This window comes from Caulobacter sp. GW821-FHT09A05 (assembly GCF_059418465.1).
In genome coordinates this window covers 1-20381 of sequence record NZ_JBWKPX010000001.1, presented here as the reverse complement: position 1 = coordinate 20381, position 20381 = coordinate 1, and the positions used below count along the sequence as shown (strand labels likewise).

The 20381-nt window shown below is 67.6% G+C and carries 23 protein-coding genes and 1 pseudogene; 12 read left to right on the top strand and 12 right to left on the bottom strand.

Features of this window, described 5'->3' with window-relative positions; translation table 11 throughout:
* Nucleotides 1–66 precede the first annotated feature (66 nt).
* On the bottom strand, nt 67–942 hold the full coding sequence (locus tag AC07NX_RS00120; protein ID WP_494638018.1) for an oxidoreductase: 876 nt from the start codon (nt 940–942) through the stop codon (nt 67–69).
* A gap of 109 nt (nt 943–1051) precedes the next feature.
* Here AC07NX_RS00120 and AC07NX_RS00115 point away from each other — a divergent pair, with 109 nt between their 5' ends.
* Nucleotides 1052–1972: an AraC family transcriptional regulator gene (locus AC07NX_RS00115; protein WP_494638016.1), complete on the top strand. Its 921-nt coding sequence runs from the start codon at nt 1052–1054 to the stop codon at nt 1970–1972.
* Nucleotides 1973–2026: 54 nt separating this feature from the next.
* Here AC07NX_RS00115 and AC07NX_RS00110 read toward each other — a convergent pair whose 3' ends face one another.
* Together AC07NX_RS00110 and purL are read right to left on the bottom strand one after the other, a co-directional pair.
* Complete coding sequence (locus AC07NX_RS00110; RefSeq protein WP_494638014.1) at nt 2027–2383, bottom strand: hypothetical protein; 357 nt, start codon at nt 2381–2383, stop codon at nt 2027–2029.
* Nucleotides 2384–2395: 12 nt separating this feature from the next.
* The gene (purL, locus tag AC07NX_RS00105; RefSeq protein WP_494638012.1) at nt 2396–4609 is read right to left on the bottom strand and encodes a phosphoribosylformylglycinamidine synthase subunit PurL; all 2214 of its coding nucleotides are present in this window, start codon (nt 4607–4609) and stop codon (nt 2396–2398) included.
* On the opposite strand from purL, the gene AC07NX_RS00100 reads away from it, so the two are divergent.
* The 4 genes from AC07NX_RS00100 to AC07NX_RS00085 all read left to right on the top strand — a co-directional run bounded on the left by AC07NX_RS00100 (nt 4578) and on the right by AC07NX_RS00085 (nt 6177).
* Nucleotides 4578–4943, top strand: a complete 366-nt coding sequence (locus tag AC07NX_RS00100) for a type II toxin-antitoxin system VapB family antitoxin (protein WP_494638010.1) — start codon at nt 4578–4580, stop codon at nt 4941–4943. The genes purL and AC07NX_RS00100 overlap by 32 nt on opposite strands.
* On the top strand, nt 4940–5335 hold the full coding sequence (locus AC07NX_RS00095) for a type II toxin-antitoxin system VapC family toxin (protein WP_494638008.1): 396 nt from the start codon (nt 4940–4942) through the stop codon (nt 5333–5335). Before AC07NX_RS00100 ends, AC07NX_RS00095 begins: the two co-directional genes overlap by 4 nt.
* Complete coding sequence (locus tag AC07NX_RS00090; RefSeq protein ID WP_494638006.1) at nt 5332–5928, top strand: peptidylprolyl isomerase; 597 nt, start codon at nt 5332–5334, stop codon at nt 5926–5928. The genes AC07NX_RS00095 and AC07NX_RS00090 overlap by 4 nt, the downstream gene beginning before the upstream one ends.
* 84 nt (nt 5929–6012) lie before the next feature.
* Entirely contained in the window at nt 6013–6177 is a 165-nt protein-coding gene (locus tag AC07NX_RS00085; protein WP_494638004.1) for a hypothetical protein, read from the top strand.
* Nucleotides 6178–6243: 66 nt separating this feature from the next.
* Here AC07NX_RS00085 and AC07NX_RS00080 read toward each other — a convergent pair whose 3' ends face one another.
* Nucleotides 6244–8154: a CocE/NonD family hydrolase gene (locus AC07NX_RS00080; RefSeq protein ID WP_494638002.1), complete on the bottom strand. Its 1911-nt coding sequence runs from the start codon at nt 8152–8154 to the stop codon at nt 6244–6246.
* Nucleotides 8155–8325: 171 nt separating this feature from the next.
* On the opposite strand from AC07NX_RS00080, the gene AC07NX_RS00075 reads away from it, so the two are divergent.
* Both AC07NX_RS00075 and AC07NX_RS00070 read left to right on the top strand, forming a co-directional pair.
* Nucleotides 8326–8586: a type II toxin-antitoxin system VapB family antitoxin gene (locus tag AC07NX_RS00075; protein WP_494638000.1), complete on the top strand. Its 261-nt coding sequence runs from the start codon at nt 8326–8328 to the stop codon at nt 8584–8586.
* Complete coding sequence (locus AC07NX_RS00070; RefSeq protein ID WP_494637998.1) at nt 8586–8981, top strand: type II toxin-antitoxin system VapC family toxin; 396 nt, start codon at nt 8586–8588, stop codon at nt 8979–8981. Before AC07NX_RS00075 ends, AC07NX_RS00070 begins: the two co-directional genes overlap by 1 nt.
* Nucleotides 8982–9147: 166 nt before the next feature.
* Here AC07NX_RS00070 and purQ read toward each other — a convergent pair whose 3' ends face one another.
* The 3 genes from purQ to purS form a co-directional block, all read right to left on the bottom strand.
* Nucleotides 9148–9810, bottom strand: a complete 663-nt coding sequence (purQ, locus tag AC07NX_RS00065; protein ID WP_494637996.1) for a phosphoribosylformylglycinamidine synthase subunit PurQ — start codon at nt 9808–9810, stop codon at nt 9148–9150.
* A 246-nt stretch (nt 9811–10056) separates the two neighbouring features.
* The gene (locus tag AC07NX_RS00060; RefSeq protein ID WP_494637994.1) at nt 10057–10542 is read right to left on the bottom strand and encodes a DUF3291 domain-containing protein; all 486 of its coding nucleotides are present in this window, start codon (nt 10540–10542) and stop codon (nt 10057–10059) included.
* Between the two features lie 116 nt (nt 10543–10658).
* On the bottom strand, nt 10659–10898 hold the full coding sequence (purS, locus tag AC07NX_RS00055) for a phosphoribosylformylglycinamidine synthase subunit PurS (protein WP_494637992.1): 240 nt from the start codon (nt 10896–10898) through the stop codon (nt 10659–10661).
* Between the two features lie 17 nt (nt 10899–10915).
* Here purS and AC07NX_RS00050 point away from each other — a divergent pair.
* A pseudogene (locus AC07NX_RS00050) lies at nt 10916–10999 on the top strand (hypothetical protein); the annotation flags it as partial.
* 88 nt (nt 11000–11087) lie between these two features.
* Here AC07NX_RS00050 and purC read toward each other — a convergent pair.
* Nucleotides 11088–11846, bottom strand: a complete 759-nt coding sequence (purC, locus tag AC07NX_RS00045; RefSeq protein WP_035070989.1) for a phosphoribosylaminoimidazolesuccinocarboxamide synthase — start codon at nt 11844–11846, stop codon at nt 11088–11090.
* Between the two features lie 291 nt (nt 11847–12137).
* Between purC and AC07NX_RS00040 the strand changes: the two genes are divergently transcribed.
* Entirely contained in the window at nt 12138–12455 is a 318-nt protein-coding gene (locus AC07NX_RS00040; RefSeq protein ID WP_132088472.1) for a DUF1476 domain-containing protein, read from the top strand.
* A gap of 242 nt (nt 12456–12697) precedes the next feature.
* Nucleotides 12698–13117: a DUF1842 domain-containing protein gene (locus tag AC07NX_RS00035; RefSeq protein WP_035070987.1), complete on the top strand. Its 420-nt coding sequence runs from the start codon at nt 12698–12700 to the stop codon at nt 13115–13117.
* Nucleotides 13118–13189: 72 nt separating this feature from the next.
* Here AC07NX_RS00035 and AC07NX_RS00030 read toward each other — a convergent pair whose 3' ends face one another.
* Entirely contained in the window at nt 13190–15205 is a 2016-nt protein-coding gene (locus AC07NX_RS00030; RefSeq protein WP_494637989.1) for a M13 family metallopeptidase, read from the bottom strand.
* A gap of 140 nt (nt 15206–15345) precedes the next feature.
* On the opposite strand from AC07NX_RS00030, the gene AC07NX_RS00025 reads away from it, so the two are divergent.
* On the top strand, nt 15346–15600 hold the full coding sequence (locus AC07NX_RS00025) for a type II toxin-antitoxin system Phd/YefM family antitoxin (protein WP_494637987.1): 255 nt from the start codon (nt 15346–15348) through the stop codon (nt 15598–15600).
* On the top strand, nt 15597–15983 hold the full coding sequence (locus AC07NX_RS00020) for a type II toxin-antitoxin system VapC family toxin (protein WP_494637985.1): 387 nt from the start codon (nt 15597–15599) through the stop codon (nt 15981–15983). The genes AC07NX_RS00025 and AC07NX_RS00020 overlap by 4 nt, the downstream gene beginning before the upstream one ends.
* Here AC07NX_RS00020 and AC07NX_RS00015 read toward each other — a convergent pair.
* The 3 genes from AC07NX_RS00015 to AC07NX_RS00005 all read right to left on the bottom strand — a co-directional run bounded on the left by AC07NX_RS00015 (nt 15967) and on the right by AC07NX_RS00005 (nt 20062).
* On the bottom strand, nt 15967–16467 hold the full coding sequence (locus tag AC07NX_RS00015; RefSeq protein WP_494637983.1) for a DNA-deoxyinosine glycosylase: 501 nt from the start codon (nt 16465–16467) through the stop codon (nt 15967–15969). The two genes, AC07NX_RS00020 and AC07NX_RS00015, sit on opposite strands and share 17 nt — an antisense overlap.
* Before the next feature lie 169 nt (nt 16468–16636).
* Entirely contained in the window at nt 16637–17947 is a 1311-nt protein-coding gene (gene purB / locus AC07NX_RS00010) for an adenylosuccinate lyase (protein ID WP_494637981.1), read from the bottom strand.
* Between the two features lie 78 nt (nt 17948–18025).
* On the bottom strand, nt 18026–20062 hold the full coding sequence (locus AC07NX_RS00005) for a family 43 glycosylhydrolase (RefSeq protein ID WP_494638592.1): 2037 nt from the start codon (nt 20060–20062) through the stop codon (nt 18026–18028).
* Between the last annotated feature and the right edge of the window lie 319 nt (nt 20063–20381).

Genomic DNA, 20381 nt, shown 5'->3' with positions numbered 1-20381 from the left:
GACAGCGATACGGCGCTCGAAAGCGACGGGTCCCGGCCCGCGCAGTGACCGGGACCCGCCCTTGGATCAGCCCCAGGTTCCGGCCGAGGCCGCGGCGGGGGCGGGAACGTCGTCGCCGTCGGTGGTGACCGACAGGGCGCGCCAGGCGTCCAGCTCGGCCTGGAGCGCGGCGATCTTGCCGCCGATCATCGCCACCGCGTCCGAGCCGGCGGCGAAGCGCAGCGGCGGGTCGGTCCGGTCGGCCAGGTCGACCAGCACCCGGCCCAGCTTGGCCGGATCGCCCGCCTGGGTATGGTTGCGCGCGTCCCAGAAGGCCTTCATCTGGGCCGAGATCGCGGCATAGTCCTCGATCTGGCGCGAGCCGTAGCGGACCGAGCGTTCGTCCAGGAAGTCGGTGCGGAAGAAGCCGGGCTCGACGATGGTCACGTGGATCCCGAACGCGGCCACCTCCCTGGCGATCGATTCCGAGAACCCCTCGACCGCGAACTTGGTGGCGCAGTAGAGCGAGCCGCCTTCGCCGCCCAGCAGGCCGCCCACCGACGAGATGTTGAAGATCCGGCCGGACCGTTGGCGGCGCAGGACCGGCAGGACGGCGCGGGTGACGTTGTAGAGGCCGAAGACGTTGGTGTCGTACTGGGCCCGGGCCTCGGCGTCGGTGGTCTCCTCGAACAGGCCCAGATTGCCGTAGCCGGCATTGTTGACCAGCACGTCGATGCGGCCGAAGCGGGCCAGGGTCGCCTCGACGGCGGCTTCGGCGTCGGCCTCGCGGGTGACGTCCAGGGACAGCGACAGCAGGTGGTCGCTGTCCGGTCCGAAGGTCGCTTGCAGCGCCTCGCGGCGGCGTCCGGTGACGACGACGCGGTCGCCGGCGGCCAGGGCGGCCTTGGCAATCTCGGCGCCGAGGCCGCGGGCCGCGCCGGTGACGAACCAGATCTTGCTCATGGAAAATCTCCTTGTTGGTGGCGCTATTGAAGGCCTCCAGCGTCCATCAGCGTTAGGGCGTTGCTCGCAGGCTCTTGCACGATCCGATCAGTCTGGCCTCCAACGCTTGATGCGCGCCGTCGCCCGGGCGCATGTGTCGAGCATGGAACCGTTGTTCGAAATCCGCGCGGTGCTCGACCGCCACGCCCGCGAGGGAACCTGGGAAACCCAGGTCCCCGGCCTGACGCTGTACCGGGCCAGCGCGCCGACCGAACCCATGCCGGTCGTCTACCAACCCCTGCTGTGCCTGATCGCGGCCGGGGCCAAGCATGCGGTCCTGGGCGATCGGCTGTTCCGCTACGACGCGGGCAAGTTCCTGACCGTGTCGGTCGACCTGCCGGTCTGCGGCCAGGTCGTCGAGGGACCCTATGCGGCGCTGAGCCTCGCCCTGGATCCGGTCAAGATCGCCCACCTGATTCTCGAGGCGCCTATACCGGCGTCTCCGGCGGCTTCGGCGGGCGGCCTGCAGGTCAACGAGGCGGGACCTGACCTGGTGGACGCGGTTCTGCGGCTGGTGCGCCTGCTGGACCGGCCCGCCGACATTCCGGTGCTGGCGCCGATGCTGGAGCGGGAGGTGCTGTGGCGGCTGCTGCAGGGGCCCACCGGCCCCACGGTCCGGCAGATCGGCCTGGCCGAAAGTCGCCTCTCGCAGATCAACCGGGCCATCCAGTGGCTGCAGGCGAACTTCGCCGCGCCCATGCAGGTGGAGGCGCTGGCCCGGCTGGCGGGAATGAGCCCGGCCTCGTTCCATCGCCACTTCAAGGCGGTCACCGCCATGAGCCCGTTGCAGTACCAGAAGCAGTTGCGTCTGCAGGCGGCCCGGACCCTGCTGCTGAGCCAGCCGGGCGACGTGGCCGGGGCGGGATTCACCGTCGGCTACGACAGCGCCAGCCAGTTCAGCCGCGAATACGCCCGCCTGTTCGGCGCGCCGCCAGGGCGCGACGCCGCCCGGCTGCGGGCGTCTCCCCAGGCCGCGTTCGCCGTGGCCTGAGATATATGCCCGCTCATCCCGGCTTTCGCGGGGATGAGCGGATCTTGAAGAATCCTAGTCGATGCAGATCGCGCCGGTCGACTTGCCGCCGACGATCTTGGCGTAGCAACCGAACTGGACGTTGGTCTTCTGGCACTGGCCGGTCGTGGCGCCCTGGGCTTCCAGGTTGCCCTCGGCGATGCAGGCGCCCTGGCAGTCGGCCTTGTCCGAGCAGATCTTGCCGGCGTCGGCATAGGGCACGACGCAGGTTTGGCGCTGCAGGCGGCCGACCGGCCGCATCGTCCCGCCGCGCGCGGCGCACGAGGCGTCGGCGCTCTGGGCGGCGGGGGCCGGGGCCTGGGCGGCCGGCGCGCAGGCGGCCAGCAGCGACAGGGCGAGGCTGGCGGTCGCCAGCAGGGAAGTCATACGCATACTGAGGGTCCTTTAGCCGGCCGCGCCCATGAAGCCCGGCAGCCAGGCCTCGTGGGCCGTGCGCAGGGTTTCCAGCGGGATGCTGAACAGGTCGGTTGAGGCGAAGGCGTCGCCGCCGGCCACGCCGGCCACGATGGCGTGGACGCCGGCCTCCTTGGCCGCCGCCAGCACCGCGTCCGGATCGGGGGTGGCGACCAGGTAACGGGCCTGGTCCTCGCCGAACAGGTAGGGATGGGCGTGGGCGTGGCTGGTGGCGTTCAGGGTGACGCCGACCTTGCTGGCCAGGGCGATGTCGGCCGCGGCGATCAGCAGCCCGCCGTCCGACAGGTCGTGCAGGCCGGCGACCAGGCCCGTGCGGATCAGGCCGCGCACGAAATCGCCGTTCTTGCGCTCGACGGCCAGGTCGACCGGCGGCGGAGCGCCGTCCTCGCGGCCCAGGATCTCGCGCAGATAGATCGAGGCGCCCAACTCGCCATGGGTCTCGCCGACCAGCACCAGGGTGTCGCCCTCGGCCACGTTGCCGAAACCCATGCGCAGGTCGTAGTCGTCGATCAGGCCCACGGCCCCGACGGTGGGAGTCGGCGGAATGGCGACGCCGTTGGTCTCGTTGTAGAGGCTGACATTGCCCGACACGACCGGGAAGTCCAGGGCCCGGCAGGCCTCGGCCATGCCGTCGGTGGCGCGGACGATCTGGCCCATGGTCTCGGGCTTTTCGGGGCTGCCGAAGTTCAGGTTGTCGGTGATGGCGATCGGCGTCGAGCCGGCGGCCGTAAGGTTGCGCCAGGCTTCGGCCACGGCCTGCTTGCCGCCCTCGTAGGGGTCGTTCTGCACGTAGCGCGGGGTGACGTCGCTGGTCACGGCGATGGCCTTGCCCTTGCCGTGGATGCGCACGATGCCGGCGTCGCAGCCAGTGGCGCTGTCTTCCAGGGTGTCGGCCATCACGTGGCGGTCGTACTGCTCCCACAGCCAACGCTTGGAGGCCATGTCGGGGCTGCCGACCACCTTCAGCACGGCGGCGTTCCAGTCGGCCGGGGCGGGGATCTTGCCCGGGTCGAGGTGCGGATGCAGCGTTGGCTGGACCCAGGGACGGTCATACAGCGGCGCGTCGTCGAACAGCGGAGCCAGAGGCACGTCGCAGACCACCTGGCCGTGGTGCTTGAGCACCAGGTGGCCGGTGTCGGTGGTGTGGCCGATGACGGCGGCGTCCAGGCCCCATTTCTCGAAGATGGCGTGGCCGTCCTGCTCGCGGCCGGGCTTCAGCACCGCCAGCATGCGCTCCTGGCTTTCCGAGAGCATCATCTCGTAGGCGCTCATGCCCTCTTCGCGCTGGGGCACCATGTCCATGTTCAGCTCGATGCCGACACCGCCCTTGCCGGCCATCTCGACCGACGAGGAGGTCAGGCCCGCGGCGCCCATGTCCTGGATGGCGGCGACGGCGCCGGTGGCCATCAGCTCCAGCGTGGCCTCGATCAGCAGCTTCTCGGCGAAGGGGTCGCCGACCTGGACCGTGGGGCGCTTCTCCTCGGAGTCCTCGGAGAACTCGGCCGACGACATGGTCGCGCCGTGGATGCCGTCGCGGCCGGTCTTGGAGCCGAAATAGACCACGGCCAGGCCCGCGCCGGGGGCGGCCGAGTAGAAGATCTTGTCGGCGTCGGCCAGGCCCACGCACATGGCGTTGACCAGGATGTTGCCGTTGTAGCCCTTGTGGAAATTGGTCTCGCCGGCGACCGTGGGCACGCCCACGCAGTTGCCGTAGCCGGCGATGCCAGCCACCACGCCGTCGACCAGGCGCTTGGTCTTGGGATGGTCGGGCTCGCCGAAGCGCAGGGCGTTCAGCAGGGCGATCGGCCGCGCGCCCATGGTGAAGACGTCGCGCATGATGCCGCCCACGCCGGTCGCCGCGCCCTGGTAGGGCTCGATGTAGGAGGGGTGGTTGTGGCTCTCCATCTTGAAGATGATGGCGTCGCCGTCGTCGATGTCGATCACGCCGGCGTTCTCGCCGGGGCCGCAGATCACCCGCGGTCCGGTGATCGGGAATTTCTTCAGCTGGTTCTTCGACGACTTGTACGAGCAGTGCTCGGACCACATCACCGAGAACACGCCCAGCTCGACCAGGTTGGGCTCGCGCCCCAGGCGGTCGAGGACGACGGCGTACTCCTCCGGCTTGAGGCCAAATTCGGCGGCCGTGTCGGCCATGGACTTCGCGGGGGAGGACGGCGTGCTCATGGGCGGGCCTTCTAGCGTGGCCCGGGGGATTCCGCTATATTCTAGAAACGTCAAAGGTGGTTCTAGAATGGGGATCAGCATCAAGCGGGCCGAGACCGAGGCCTTGGCCCGGCAAGTGGCGGACGCGACGGGAGAAAGCTTGACCGAAGCCATCCATCAGGCCTTGGTCGAGAAGGTCGCGCGGCTGTCCAAGCCCTATGCCTTGAGCGAGGCCGAGGAAGCGGCCAAGCAGGCCTTTTTCGCCGAACTCGACGCTCGGCCGGTGCTTGATCATCGCGACTGGCGCGAGATCGAGGCCGAGCTCTACGACGAGCACGGTCAGCCGATCGGATGATCGTCGACACCTCGGCCCTGATGGCCATTTCGCTGCGCGAACCGGAGGCGGACGCCTTCTACGCCTTGATGCTGCGAGCCAAGCGTCGTCTGATGTCGGCCGCGTCCTATGTGGAGGCGGCCGAGGTCTATATGCGGCGATGGACGGCTGAGGCCGGCATCGCCTTGCTGAACCGCGACATCGCCCGGCTGCGGATCGAGATCGTCGCGCTCACGGCTGAGCAGGCCTACGGCGCGGCTGAAGCCCGGCGGATATTTGGCAAGGGCCGGCATGACGCCGACCTGAACTATGGCGACAGCTTCGTCTACGCCCTGGCCAAATCCCTGGACGAACCGCTGCTGTTCAAGGGAAATGACTTCATCCACACCGACGTCAAGCGAGCCGCCCCATGATCTCCCGCCGCCATCTGCTGGCGCTCGCCGCCGCCCTGCCGCTGACCGCCGCCGGGGCCGCGCCCGTCCGGGTGCGGATGGTCACCGAGCTGGGGCCGATCGTCATCGAGCTCTATCCGGACAAGGCGCCGATCACCGTGGCCAACTTCCTGGCCTATGCGGACCAGCATCTGCTGGACGGTGGCAGCTTCTACCGGACCGTCTCGCCGAAGAACGACAACAACCCCGCCACCATCAGCGTCATCCAGGGCGGGCTGAACCGCGACGACAGTCCGCTGCCGGCCATCGCCCACGAGACCACCCAGATCACTGGGATTCGGCACACCAGCGGCGTGATCTCGATGGCCCGGGACAAGCCTGGCACGGCGGGGTCGGAGTTCTTCATCTGCATCGGCGATAACCCCGCCCTGGACTTCGGCGGGGCCCGCAACAAGGACGGCCAGGGCTTCGCGGCGTTCGGCAAGGTGGTCCAGGGCATGGACGTGGTCCGCAAGATCCATGACGCCCCAACCGCGGCCAAGGCCGATGATCCCTACATGAAGGGGCAGATCATCGAAAATCCGGTGAAGATTCAAAAGCTAAGCCGGAACTAAGGCAGCTTGGCTCTAGGAACGATGCGACTCCCGAGCCGTTTCCTTGTTCGTGCGCGATCGGCGCGCTGTGCAAGGAGAAATCTCATGGGCGACAACAAGACCCGAGGCCCGGAACAGCAGCAGAACGACCCGCAGCGACAGTCCCCGGGCCAGCAGCATCAGCAAGGCGACCGCGACCGCCAGAACGAGCAGGGCCGCAATCCCGGCGGCCAGGCCAAGCCGGAGGACCCGCAGCGCCGCGAACGCTGACAAACTACGCTCCGTGAATGTGAAGGAGGGGCCGGCGGTTTTCCGCCGGCCCCTTTTTGTTGGGGCCTACCGCCCCACCACGGGCAGCTCGATGAAGCTGGCCGTGTCGCCCGCGTGATAGACCCGCTGCGTGGCCTTCACATAGTCCGCCGGCTTGGCGAAGAAGATGTTGGGCGTGAAGGTCTGCGGGTTGCGGTCGTAGAGCGGGAACCAGCTGGACTGCACCTGCACCATGATCCGGTGGCCCGGCTGGAAGGTGTAGTTCGCGGTCGGCAGGATGAACTGGTACTTCAGGGGCGTGTTGGGCTTGAGCGGCTTGGGATCGCTGAAGCTCTCGCGATAGCGGCCGCGGAAGATGTCCATGCCCACGGCCAGTTGGTAGCCGCCCAGCTCGGGCTGGCTGGGGACCTCGTCGGGGAAGACGTCGATCAGCTTGACCACCCAGTCGCTGTCGCTGCCGCTGGTCGAGGCGGTCAGGTTGACCTTCGGCACGCCGGCGATCTTCAGCGGGGCGGTCAGGGGCTCGGAGACGTAGCTCAGCACGTCGGTGCGGTCGGCCACGGCGCGCTGGTCGGTCAGCAGCCAGGGCGTCCAGCGGTCGCGGTCGCCGAACTTCATCGGGCGGGGGATGTAGGGCACGGGCTTGGCCGGGTCGGAGACGTATTCGTCATAGGCCGCCGCGCCCTTGGCCGGGGCCGGGGCGCTGAACGACAGCCCGCCCGCGCCGGTCAGGTAGAGGTTCTTGGCCCCGCCCTGCGGCCAGCTCTTGTAGCGGTCCCAGCGGTTCTGGCCGGGATCGTAGATCAGCACCGGCGGGGTGTCGGCCTTGGGCGCGCCGTCCTTCAGGTACTGGTTGAAGAACGGCAGCAGCACGTCGCGACGGAACTGAAGGGCGGTGTCGCCGTCCCACTTGAACACGCCCAGGCTGGCGCCGTCGTAATTGACCTGACTGTGCCGCCAGGGGCCCAGCACCAGATAGCTCTTGTCGTTGTCGGCGTCCTTGGGCTCGGTCGCGGCGTAGGCGTGCACCGCGCCCCACATGTCCTCCTGGTCCCACAGGCCCTGGATCCACATGGTCGGCACCTTCAGCGGCTGCTCGGCCATGGTCTTGTCCAGCGCCTGCTGGCTCCAGAACGGCGTGTAGGCGGCGTTCTCGGTCAGCTTCTTCCACCAGGGCAGGACATCCAGCCCGTTGGCCTTGGCGTAGTCGCCGGCCGAGCCGGCGCGGCGGAAGTTCTCGTAGTCGTCGGGGCTCTGGCGCGCGACGCTGTCGCCCGCCCCGCGCTTGGTGGTCTGGCCGGTGAAATAGTCGAAGTTCACCTGCCGGAAGGCCCCGAAGTGGAACCAGTCGTCGCCCATCCAGCCGTCGACCATCGGGCTCATCGGCGCGGCCACCTTCAGGGCCGGGTGCGGATTGACAAGGGCCATCACCACGGTGAAGCCCTCGTAGGACGACCCCAGCATGCCGACCTTGCCGTTGCTCTCGGGCACGTTCTTGGTCAGCCATTCGATGGTGTCGTAAGCGTCGGTGGCGTGGTCGACCTCGCTGTTGTTCAGCGGCCCCTTCAGCGGGCGGGTCATCACATAGTCGCCTTCCGAGCCGTACTTGCCGCGGATGTCCTGGATCACGCGGATATAGCCGTCCCTGACAAACACCTCGTCGCCCTGGGCCAGGGTGGCCAGCATGGAGGGGCTGTCGTTGCGGGCCGTGCGCTTGGCGGCGTTGTAGGGCGTGCGGGTCAGCAGGATCGGGGCGTTCCTGGCCCCCTTGGGCACGACGATCACGGTGTAGAGCTTGGTCCCGTCGCGCATCGGGATCATCACCACGCGCTTGTCGTAGTCGTAGCCGACCTTGGGGGCGACGTACTTGCCGTCGATGTCGGGGGTCAGGGCCGGGGTCTGGGCCTGCGCGACGCCGGAGAAGGCGGTCAGGGCGGCGGCCAGCAGGCCGGCGCGCAGGTTGGACGCGAGACTCATGGAAAGCTCCCCAAAAGGTGCGGGGAGCTTAGGAGTGGTTTGGGTGGGGCGCTATAGTGTAACACCGCCTGCGGTCTTCTTATCCGTGAAATAGGAGAAGCTCCGATCGGACACTCCGGGATGGTCGGCCCGTTCTGGCCGTGATATTTCTAGAAATGAGGAGATTTCTAGATGGCTTTCAGCATCAAGGACGCCGAGACCGACCGTATCGTGCGAGCCCTGGCCGAGCGCACGGGACTTGGCCTTACCGAGACCGTTCGGGTCGCGGCCGAAAATGAACTGAAGCGTCGGGGCGGCGACGCCACGCCCCCGGCCGCGCGGGCGGCGGAGATCATGCGCTGGCTCCAGGCTCGAGACCTAGGACCCGATACGGGTTTGGGCCGGGCCGAGATCGAGGCCGATCTCTATGACGAGGCCGGATTGCCGCGCTGATGGTCATCGACACCTCGGCGATCATCGCCATTGAGTTTGGCGAGAGCGAACGCGCCGCCTTTATCACCGCGATTCTCGCTGACGACGCTCGGCTGGTTTCGGCGGCCAGCTATGTGGAATGTGTCGCGGTGCTGTCGCGCCGCTATCCCGAGGCCGACGCCTCGGCGACCATCGACGAGACCTTCCGCCGCCTCGGAGTGGTGGTGGTGGATGTCACGTCGGAACAGGCCAGAGCCGCCGCCCAGGCCTTGGAGCGCTACGGGCGAACCCGCCATTCGGCCAGCCTGAACTACGGCGACAGTTTCGCCTATGCCCTGGCCAGGATTACGGGAGAGCCGTTGCTGTTCAAGGGCGACGATTTCAGTCGCACCGACATCGTCCGCGCGATGCTCTAGGTTCTGTGGACCGTTAGGCGTTAGGCGTTAGGCGTCGAGGCCGCGCCCTCGTCCTTCGACAGGCTCAGGATGAGGGCTACTGGTAAGGCGGTTGAGTAGAATTCCTCATCCTGAGCTTGTCGAAGGACGAGGAATTCGGCCCAAGACCGCCAACTCTCCACAGACCCTAGGCGCTGGCGAAGATGCTGCGGAACAGCAGGGCGCCGTCTTCCGAACCCAGGTCGGGGTCGAAGGAGCGGTCGGGGTGGGGCATAAGGCCTAGCACGTTGCCCTTGGCGTTCATGACGCCGGCGATGTCGCGGGCCGAGCCGTTCGGATTGTCCTGGTAGCGGAACACCACCTGGCCCTCGCCCTCGATCCGGTCCAGCGTCGCCTCGTCGGCGAAATAGTTGCCCTCGCCGTTGCCGACCGTCATCACCGCCGAGCGCTGCTCGCCGAAGCTGGCGGTGAAGCGGGTCTGGCTGTTGACCACGTCCAGGGCCACCGGCTTGCAGACATATTTGAGCTTGGCGTTGCGCAGCAGGGCGCCGGGCAGCAGGCCGACCTCGGTCAGCACCTGGAAGCCGTTGCAGATGCCGACGACGGCCACGCCGCCCTCGGCCGCCTTGACGACTTCGCGCATCACCGGGCTTTGGGCGGCCATGGCCCCGCAGCGCAGGTAGTCGCCGTAGGAGAAGCCGCCGGGCAGGACGATCAGGTCCAGGTCGTCCGGCAGGGCCGTCTCCTGGTGCCAGACCATCTCGACGCGGGCTCCGGCGGAGCGCTCGATGGCGACCTTGCAGTCACGATCGCAATTGGAACCGGGGAAGACGACGACGGCGGCTTTCATGGCGCGGGCCTGTAGCACCGTTCGCGAGGGATGTCAGCGGTATTGGAAGTGAAACGCCCCTCGTCTTGCCGTCCTCTCATTTTCACCGTCATCCCGGGCCTTGTTGTGCCCGGGACCCCTCTGTCCGCCGCAAGGGCGGGGGTGTGGCGCGCCAGCGCGCCACTGCGCTTCACCGTCGGCTGAACCAGGGGTCCCGGGCACAAGGCCCGGGATGACGGTGGCTAGGAGGTCTGAGGTGACACCCCCTCAGGCGCACTCGTCCAGCACCGGCTCCACGCTCGCCTCGTCCGGGGCGGGGAAGGGGACCTTGAACGTGAAGGCTTCCGGCGTCGGGCCGTGGGCCTCCAGCAGGGCCAGCTTTGCCTTGGCTTCCTCGATGGTCGGGCGGTGGCCGGCCGGGACCCACCACAGGACCATGTAGAGGTCCATGTGCTCGAACCACTCGCGGCGGCGGCGCATGAACTGCACGTGGCCGCTGCGATAGACATAGGCCCCCAGCGACGGGATGTCGGTCCAGACCGACATGTTGATGGCGATCAGGGCGTCGTCGAACGGCTGCAGGTCGGTGGCGTTGTTGCCCTCGCCGGTCAGGCGCCAGACGAAGCCGGGCGAGGCCTCGGCCAGGGCGTTGATCGGGTCGAGGTTGTCGGCGAAGTCCTTGATCATCGGGTGATCGATCGGCGCCCGCAGGCGGCCGATATTGACCTGGGCCAGATGGAACTTCGCGCTCATGGAAACCCTCCGATTTCACCGAACATGGGGCGGCGAAGCCGGAGTGGAAGGCGCCCCGCAAAGAAAAAGCGCCGCTCCCGGAAGAGGGCGCCTGATCTCGTGTCCGGCCTCGATCTTCAGGCGATCTCGACCCGGTAGCTTTCGATGACCGTGTTGGCCAGCAGCTTGTCGCACATGGCCTTGACCTCGGCCTCGGCCTTGGCGGCGTCGGCTTCCGTCAGGTCGAACTCGATGGTGCGGCCCACCCGCACGCCCGACACGTCGGCCCAGCCCAGGCCATGCAGGGCGGCTTCGACGGCCTTGCCCTGGACGTCGAGGACGCCGGGCTTGAGGAACACTTGAACCTTGGCTTTCATGTCTTTCCTGACCTTTTCACCCTCTCCCGGAGGGGAGAGGGAGGGGCCCGCCGCGAAGCGGCGGGAGGGTGAGGGGTGAAGGCGTTCGACGGCGCGCCGGCGGAGCGAAACGGGAGAGGGCGTAACCCTCATCCTCCCACGCCTGCGGCGCGGGCCCCTCCTTCTCCCCTCCGGGAGAAGGTGACGTCGCTAATGCACGCCGCCTTGGATGACGGTGGGCATTTCCTTCATGATGCCGAGGCGGCGGGCCACCTCGGTGTAGCTTTCGATGACATTGCCCAGGTCACGGCGGAACCGGTCCTTGTCCATCTTCTCGTTGGTGGCCGAGTCCCACAGGCGGCAGCTGTCGGGGCTGATCTCGTCGGCCAGGATCACGCGGCTGAAGTCGCCTTCGTAGACGCGGCCGAACTCGATCTTGAAGTCCACCAGGGTGATGCCGACGCCGCTGAACAGGCCCGACAGGTAGTCGTTCACTCGCAGGGCCATGGCCATCATGTCGTCGATCTCCTGGGTGGCGGCCCAGTTGAACGCGGTGATGTGCTCCTCGGAGACCATCGGGTCGCCCAGCTTGTCGTCCTTGTAGTAGAACTCGATGATCGAGCGCGGCAGCGGGGTGCCTTCGGTCAGGCCCAGGCGCGTGGCGATCGAGCCGGCGGCGATGTTGCGCACCACCACCTCGAGCGGGATGATCTCGACTTCCTTGATCAGCTGCTCGCGCAGGCTGAGCCGGCGGATGAAGTGGTTCTGCACGCCGATGCCGTTCAGGCGAGTCATGATGTACTCGCTGATGCGGTTGTTGATCACGCCCTTGCCCTCGAGGACCGCCTTTTTCTGGGCGTTGAAGGCGGTGGCGTCGTCCTTGAAGTACTGGATGAGGGTGCCCGGCTCGGGACCCTCGTACAGGATCTTGGCCTTGCCTTCGTAGATCTTCTTGCGGCGGGTGGTCATGGCTCTCGTCGAGGCCCTTCTGGTTGCGGCGCGCCCCCTGTCCGGAAACCGGTCCGGAAAATCTCCGGAGAAACGAAAAGCGCGCGCGGCGGATAGCTGCGCGCGGCGTTCGACTCAAGGCCGCTCACGAAAAATGTCGTCCCGAAACTAGCCGAACGCGGCCTGTGGCGCAAACAGCCCTAGTCGGAACCGCGGGATTGTGAGCGGATCGGTGACGCTGTGGCGTTGCTTCCGATTGCCCGGCGGCTCGCCAGAGGATATGCAGCCGGCTCAGAGACTATTGGGGCTTTCATGACCACCTTCGACGAACGCGAACAGGGTTTCGAACGCAAGTTCGCGCTGGAGCAGGAACAGGAATTCAAGGCGACCGCCCGCCGCAACCGCCTGCTGGGCGAATGGGCCGCCGAGCTGATGGGCCTGGCGACCGTCGAGGAGTACGCCCGCGCCGTCGTGAAGTCCGATTTCGAGCAGCCCGGCGACGAGGACGTGCTGCGCAAGGTCGCCGGCGACCTGAAGGGCTCGGGCGTCAATGTCAGCGAGGGTGAGGTTCGCCGGAAGATGGACGAACTGCTGGCCCTGGCCCGCGGCCAGATCGCCGCCGGCGAGTAGGCCGCGCTTCGGCGAAATAATCTAACACCGCCCGCAAGGCCCGGCCGCGACGCCCGTCGCCGCCGGGCCTTGTCGTTTGCGCGTTCCGACGACCGCGCGGCGACGTACGCGGACTGAATTCTCGTTTTGGTTGATAGAAAACGAGAAGACCCGTCAAGGTTTTCTTGGGTTCCGTCAATGATAGGATGTATCACGCTCGCATAAGGCGACCGGAAGGGTCGTCACCGCAAGGAGGATGCATCATGGCCGACGATATCGGTACGCTTCACACCCAGAAGGCAGGCGACGCGGTCGGCCTGTATTTCGTCAAGGCGGTGGTCGGCAACGTGGGGACGCCCGGCGCGCCCATCGTCAACCTGGCCCTGACCGTGCAGGCCGCCTCGGGCCATGTCAGCGGCATCGCCGAGATCAACCAGGCGATCGTCGGCGGCCAGCACCGCTTCCCGGTCACCGGCCAGATCTACCAGACCGGCTTTGGCCCCAACCACCAGCTGGTCTCGCTGAGCGGCGAATTCGTCTACAGCGTGCCGCCGCCCGCCATCGGCTCGTTCCTGGCCAAGTTCACGGCCGCGCTGTCGGTCGACCAGGCCTGGAACGGCTCGGGCGGGTTCAACTATCTGAACACCCACGTCGAGCACGTGCCGGTCAAGAAGATCGCCTGATCGCGATCGTCTGACCGCGCGGGCCCGCGTCGCCTTCCGCCCCCCTCGGCGGGCGGCGCGGGCCTCTTCGCGTCACCAGACCCGCGAGCGGGCCTCCGGCGGCAGGTAGTAGGTCTGCCCCGGCTTGACCCCGAAGGCGTCGTACCAGGCGTCGACGTTGCGGGTGGGCCCGACCACGCGGAACGACGACGGCGAATGCGGGTCCGACGCCATCTGCTGCTTGAGCGAATCGTCGCGCGATTTGTCCTGCCAGGATTGGGCGAAGGCCAGGAACAGGCGCTGGTCGCCGCTCAACCCGCCGATCACCGGCGCCGGCTTGCCGCCCAGCGAGGCGTGGTAGGCGTCCAGCGCCACCTGCAGGCCGGCCAGGTCGGCGATGTTCTCGCCCATGGTCAGCTTGCCGTTGATGTGCGCGCCGGGGACGGGCTCGTAGGCGTCGTACTGCTTGCCCAGCACCTCGGCCTGGGCGTCGAAGCGCTTGGCGTCCTCGGCGGTCCACCAGTCGCGCAGCTTTCCGGTGGCGTCGATCTTGCGGCCCTGGTCGTCGAAGCCGTGGCTGATCTCGTGGCCGATCACCGCGCCGATCGCGCCGTAGTTCACCGCCGGGTCGGCGGCCGGGTCGAAATAGGGGGCCTGCAGAATGCCGGCCGGGAAGACGATCTTGTTCTCCAGGCCGCCGTTGTAGGCGTTGACCGTCTGCGGGGTCATGCCCCACTTGCCGTGGTCGACCGGCTTGCCCAGGTCGCTCAGCGTATAGGCCCATTCGAAGCGCCGGCTGGCCGCGACATTGCCGTAGAGGTCGTTGGCGTCCAGCTTCAGGCCCGAATAGTCGCGCCACTTGTCGGGATAGCCGACCATCACCTGCATCTTGCCAAGCTTGGTCAGGGCCTCGGCCTTGGTCGCCGGGCTCATCCACGGCGCCTTCTCGATCCGGGCCGCCATGGCCGTCTTCAGGTTGGCGATCAGCGCGACCATCTGGGCCTTGGAGCTGGGCGGGAAGTACTTGGCGACATAGGTCTGGCCGACCACCTCGCCCAGGCTGCCGTCGACCAGCTGCACGCCGCGCTTCCAGCGGGGCCGCAGGGCCGACTGGCCGCTGAGGGCCTTGGTGTACTCGAAGCGGCTGTCGACGAAGCGCTTGGAGAGGTAGGGCGAGGTCTCGGCCACGATGTTGAAGGTCTGCCAGGCCTTGAGCGTCTCCAGCGGGGTCTCGTCATAGACCTTGGCGATGTCGCGCACGGCGGTCTTCTCGCCCAGCACCAGCTTGGTCAGACCCGGCATGCCGGCGGCGGACAGATAGGGCGTCCAGGGGAACGGCGCGTAGGTCGCCAGTTCGGCGGTGGTGGTCGGGTTGTAGGTCTTGTCGATGTCGCGGCGGTCGGCGACGGGCCAGCTGACCTTGGCGATCCGGGTCTCGAAGGCCACGACGTCGGCGGCGCTCGTGGCCGAGTCGGGATAGCCGGCCATCTTCAGGGCCCGCTCGACGAAGGCCGTATAGGCCGCCAACTGCGGCTTGAATCCGTCGGTCAGGTAGTAGTCGCGATCGGGCAGGCCCAGGCCGGCCTGGCCGACATAGAGGGTGTTGATCTCCGGGTTCTTGGCGTCCGGATAGATGTCCAGCGAGAAGACGCCGCTGCCGAACCCGCTCTGGGCCTGGCCCATGGCGGCGGCGAAGTCGGCCTTGGTCTTGATCGCCGCGATCCGGGCCAGGTCCGCCTTCAGCGGCTTGTCGTCGACCGCCTCGACCTTGGCCTCGTCGATGAAGCTCTTGTACAGCGCGCCGATCTGGGTGGACGGCTCGGCCGTCTCGATCAGGGTGCGCAGCTGGTCCTGCGAGCGGTTGTAGACGTCGTAGCCGACGCCGGCCGAGGCCTGGTCGTCGGGGATCTTGGTGCGCGCGGCCCAGGCGCCGTTGGCGTACTTGTCGAAATCGTCGCCGGGCTTGACCGACGTGTCGCCGGCGGTCAGGTCGACGCCCCAGTCGCCGTACATCGCCTTGGCGGGCGGATCGGCGGCGAAGGCCGGGGTGGTCGAAACGGTCGTGGACAGGGCGATCGCCGAGACGGCCGCCAACAGGAACATGCGCATAGGAAAGTCTCCCCTCAGAACGAGGATGCTGCCCTAGTTGCGCGGCGGGCGCAGATGAAAACGCTGTAATGTCCGGGGAAGACGTCCGATTTGCCTTTTCGACCCGCTTAGCTAAGATGCTTAGCTAAGCGGAGGCTCCCATGACGGTCGTCACCATCCACTACGCCAAGACCAACCTCTCGCGCCTGCTGGCCGAGGTCGAGGCCGGCGGCGAGGTCGTGATCGCCCGCGGCAAGACCCCGGTGGCTCGGCTGGTGCTGGAGCCGGTCGAGGCGCCCAAGCCCAAGCGTCAGGCGGGGATGTGGAAGGGGCGGGAGGGTTTCGGCTTCTCGGAAAGCTTCTTCGATCCGCTGCCGGACGATGAGCTGGCGCTGTGGAACGGCGAGGGCGATTGAGGCTGCTGCTGGATACGCACGCCTTGATCTGGTGGGGCCACCAGGATCCGCGTCTGGGCGCGGCGGCGATGGCCGCCATCGCCGCCGAAGGGGCGACAGTCTTCGTCAGCGCCGTCTCGGCCATGGAAATCGCCGCCAAGCACCGGATCGGCAAGCTCCCAGAGGCCGCCGTCCTGGCGGCGCGGTTCGAGAGCGAGATCGAAGCGCTGGGCTTCCGTCCCTTGTCGGTGACCCTGGCCCACGCGCGGATCGCCGGCTCGTTGTCCATCCCGCACAGAGATCCTTTCGACCGCCTGCTGATCGCCCAGGCCATCGTCGAGGATCTGCTGCTGGTCTCGAACGAGGCGGTGTTCGACGGCTATGGGGTCAGCCGGCTCTGGTAGGCAGGAAAGCCCGCAGCCCGGCCCAGAGTTCAGCCTTCTGCGTGAACGACCGCGCCGCGTGGGCCGGGCTGGAGGAGGGCAGGGCCAGGGTGGCGATCCGCTCGCCGACCAGCCGGCCGCCCAGTTTCGCCGCCGTTCCGCCGTTGAACGCCACGGCGCGCAGGTTCGGCAGGGTGTCGATCAGGGCGGCCAGGTCGTTGGCGGCCGGATCGCGGATGGCGGCGTCGAGGCTGCCGGGCCGTTCGGCCTGGGCGATCACGTCCCACAGGCCCACGCCGCTGGAGAGCAGGGCGGCCAGGCGGTCTTCATAGGCCAACGCAACCAGCGGCGTGTCGAGTACGCCCTCCATCAGCCGCCAGAAGGCGTTGCGCGGATTGCCGTAGTACTGCCCCGCGGCCAGCGAAGCCTCGCCCGGCAGGCTGCCCAGGATCAGCACGCGGACGTTCGCGTCGACGACCGCCGGGAAGCCCGCCTTGCGGGTCATGTCCGACGCTCTTGCATCATCGTTGACCATTCCCAGAGCCTGTCATCCCGGACAAGCGCGCAGCGTGCAGATCCGGGACCGACGCCTGAACTCGGCGCTTCCGGCGGTCCCGGATCCGCGGCCCTTCGGGCCTTGTCCGGGATGACAGGAAGAGCGAACGAAAACGCCTTCAGCCCTGCTCGCCGAACACCCGCTTGAAGATCACGTCGACGTTCTTGGTGTGGTAGCCGTAGTCGAACAGCTCCTCGAGCTCGGCGTCGGTCAGGGCCTTGGAGACCACCGGGTCGGCCTTCAGGAAGTCGATGAACCGGCCCTCGCCGCGCCACACCTTCATGGCGTTGCCCTGCACGGCCGCATAGGCGTCCTCGCGGCTGACGTCCTTGTGGGTCAGGGCCAGCATCACCCGCTGCGAGAACACCAGCCCGCCCAGCTTGTCCAGGTTCCTGGCCATGTTGTCGGGATAGATGTTGAAGCGCTCGATCACCCCGGCCAGACGGCGCAGGGCGAAGTCGAGGTGGATGGTGGCGTCCGGCCCGATGCCGCGCTCGACCGACGAGTGGCTGATGTCGCGCTCGTGCCAGAGGGCGACGTTCTCCATCGCCGGGGTCACGGCCGAGCGGACCAGGCGGGCCAGGCCGGTCAGGTTCTCGGTCAGGATCGGGTTGCGCTTGTGGGGCATCGCCGACGAGCCCTTCTGGCCCGGGTCGAACGGCTCCTCGGCCTCCAGCACCTCGGTGCGCTGCAGGTGGCGGATCTCGACAGCCAGTCGCTCGACCGACGAGGCGACCACGCCCAGGGCGGCGAAATAGGCCGCGTGGCGGTCGCGGGGGATCACCTGGGTCGAGACCGGCTCGACCGCCAGGCCCATCTTGTCGGCCACGTGCTGTTCGACGCGCGGATCGACATTGGCGAAGGTGCCCACCGCGCCCGAGATGGCGCAGGTGGCGATCTCGAACCTGGCCATGGCCAGGCGTTCCTTGGCGCGCTGGAACTCGGCGTAGTAGCCGGCCAGCTTCAGGCCGAAGGTGATCGGCTCGGCGTGGATGCCGTGGCTGCGGCCGACGCAAACCGTCATCTTGTGCTCGAGGGCCCGGCGCTTCAGGGCGGCCAGGATCAGGTCGACGTCCTCCAGCAGCAGGTCGGTGGCCTTGCTGAGCTGCACGGCGAAGCAGGTGTCCAGCACGTCGGAGCTGGTCATGCCCTGGTGCAGGAAGCGGGCCTCGGGGCCGACGATCTCGGACACGTGGGTCAGGAAGGCGATGACGTCGTGTTTGGTGACGCGCTCGATCTCGTCGATCCGGTCGCTGTCCCAGACCGCGTCGCGGCCCTTTTCCCAGATCGTCTGCGCCGCCAGCTTGGGGATCACCCCCAGCTCGGCCATGGCGTCGGCGGCGTGGGCCTCGATCTCGAACCAGATCTTGTACTTGGTCTGGCTGGACCAGATGGCGGCGGCTTCGGGGCGGGAATAGCGGGTGATCATGAGGCGGGCGTTTGGTCCCGTCCGCCGGGGGAGTCAAGGGAAGGGGATTATTACTTGGACGGCGCGGCGCTGTCCTTCCTACTGCGACCAGACAAAGCGCGCGCCGTCGCTGTCGTCCGGCATGGGGCCGGGACTGTCGGCCCGGATGTCCTTGGTCCGCGGATCGATGCGCAGGAAGCGGTTGGTGGCCAACGACATCAGCACCAGCTCCCCCGTCGGCGTTTCAATCCATTGGAAGTTCTGCGCGGCGCCCGATGGGCCGGCGGCCAGCGTCACCCCGCCATCGGCGCCGACCGTGACATAGCGCCCGCCCGATCGCAGGGCGACGCGGCCCAACCGGCGGTCGACGACCTCGAACCGCGTCGGGACGCCCGAGGCCAGGCCGCTCCCGGGGCCGGCCGCCAGTCCGGTCGTCGCGTGAAACGACGTCAGCCGGATCGATCGGCCATGGGGAATGGGCCGCATCAGGCCGCGGGTATGCGGCTGATGGACGTCGATACTGTCGAAGTCGGCGAAACCGCCCTCGGCGCCGGTCGCATTGTAGTTGAACAGCCCGTAGCGAACGCCCTGGAAGGTGAAGGTCTGGTAGAACAGTTCGACCTCGTCGCCGATCCGGGTGAAGGCGACGCCGTCGAACGAATAGCTGAAGCGCGCCCGTTCGGTGAGAAAGTCGCAGTCGGCCCGAAGCCAGACGCGCGTCCCGGCCATCTTCACCCGCACCGTCTTGTCGGGGCGCTGGTCATAGAGGACGACGTCGAGCCCGTCGGCGCGCCTTTCGACGCCCAGGGTGGCATAGGGCAGGTTGAGCAGCCCCAGGCCGGCCGTGTCGCCCGGCTTCAGGTTCGCGGCGTCGAGCAGGACGGTCGGCGTCGACATCGGACCGATCGCCCGCTGCGTCAGAGTGTTGCGCGCGTCGTAGAACGAGGTCGCCGGCAGGGCGTGAAGCCGCAGGAAACCCGGCCTTTCCGACAACGACCACTTGCCGTCGACCGGGACATGGTTCCACTGCCACAGGGGCTGGAGCCGCCGCCCCGAAAAATCATCGCTGCGCCGGAAGGGCGTACGCACCGGCTGCGGCGTGGCGGTCTTCGGCTTCACCCAGGTGCGCGGCGTACGCTTCAGGTTGCCGGGCAGTCCGAAATAGGGCCAGCCGTCCTTCCAGGTGATCGGAGACAGGCCGAGCAGGCGACCGACGGAATTGAAATCCATCATCGAAAAGCCCCACCATTCGCCGGCGGGCGTCTGGATGACGCCCCCCTGGTGCAGCGCCAGGCTATGTTTGGCGGCGGGGTCGGGCCCCCAGAACGTGAACGGCGGCTTGGGCGCGCCCGTGCGCCTGCTCGACGCCATGCCGAAGTCCTCGTGCTGGCTGATCGCGCGATTGACCTCATAGGGCCCCAGCACATGGTCGGCCCGCGCCGCCGGCATGCGAAAGCCGCCGGCGTAGTTGGCGCTGATGATGTAGTACTTGCCGTCGATCTTGTAGAAATGCGCGCCCTCGCCCATGCCGGCGTCGTCGGCGAACAGGACGCGTTCGGTGCCCGGAACGATGTCGGTCAGGTCGTCCGTCAGCTGGGCCAGGCGCATCCCCTGGTGACCCCAGACGACATAGGCCTTGCCGTCGTCGTCGAACAGGACCGAGAGGTCGTGAAAGCTGCGCTTCATCGGCGTGCGCGTCCACGGCCCCTTCGGATCGGTGGCCGTGAACATCTGGGTCATCTGACGGTTGACGTTCGAGAAGATGTAGAACTTGCCGTCGTGGTAGCGGAAGGACGGCGCCCAAATACCCTGACCATAGATGTTCTGGCCGTCCTCCAGCCGGTAGGCCGGGCCGAGGTCGAGCTTGTCCAGGGCGTAGGCGACGAATTCCCAGTTGACCAGGTCCTTCGAGCGCAGGATCGGCAGGCCCGGCATGGTGTGCATGGTGGTGCCGGTCAGGTAGAACCAGTCGCCGACGCGGATCAGGTCCGGATCTGAAAATTCGTCGTAGAACAAGGGATTGGTGAAGGTGCCGTCGCCGTTGTCCGGCGTCCAGGTCGCGGTCGACAGGCCCTTGGACGCACCCGCCGCCGGATCGGCCCGTTCCAGCGCGGAGGACGGCGCCGCGCATAGCATCAGCGTCAAGGCCGCGCATGACGCCAACCCGGAGGCGACAAGTCCGCGCGATTTCGACCCGTGTCGCATGACGCTTCCCCCTCTTTGCGCCTTGCTACCGCACTTGAGGCGGCGTCCACAAGACGCGCGCCTCATTTTTGTCAGACAATTAGCGCCGCGGTCGGCGCTCTCCTTGCTTTGGGGTTCCGTGGACCGTCAGGCGTTTGGCGTCGAGGCCGCGCCCTCGTCCTTCGACAGGCTCAGGATGAGGGCTACTGGTAAGGCGGTTGGGCAGAATTCCTCATCCTGAGCTTGTCGAAGGACGAGGAATTCTGCCCAA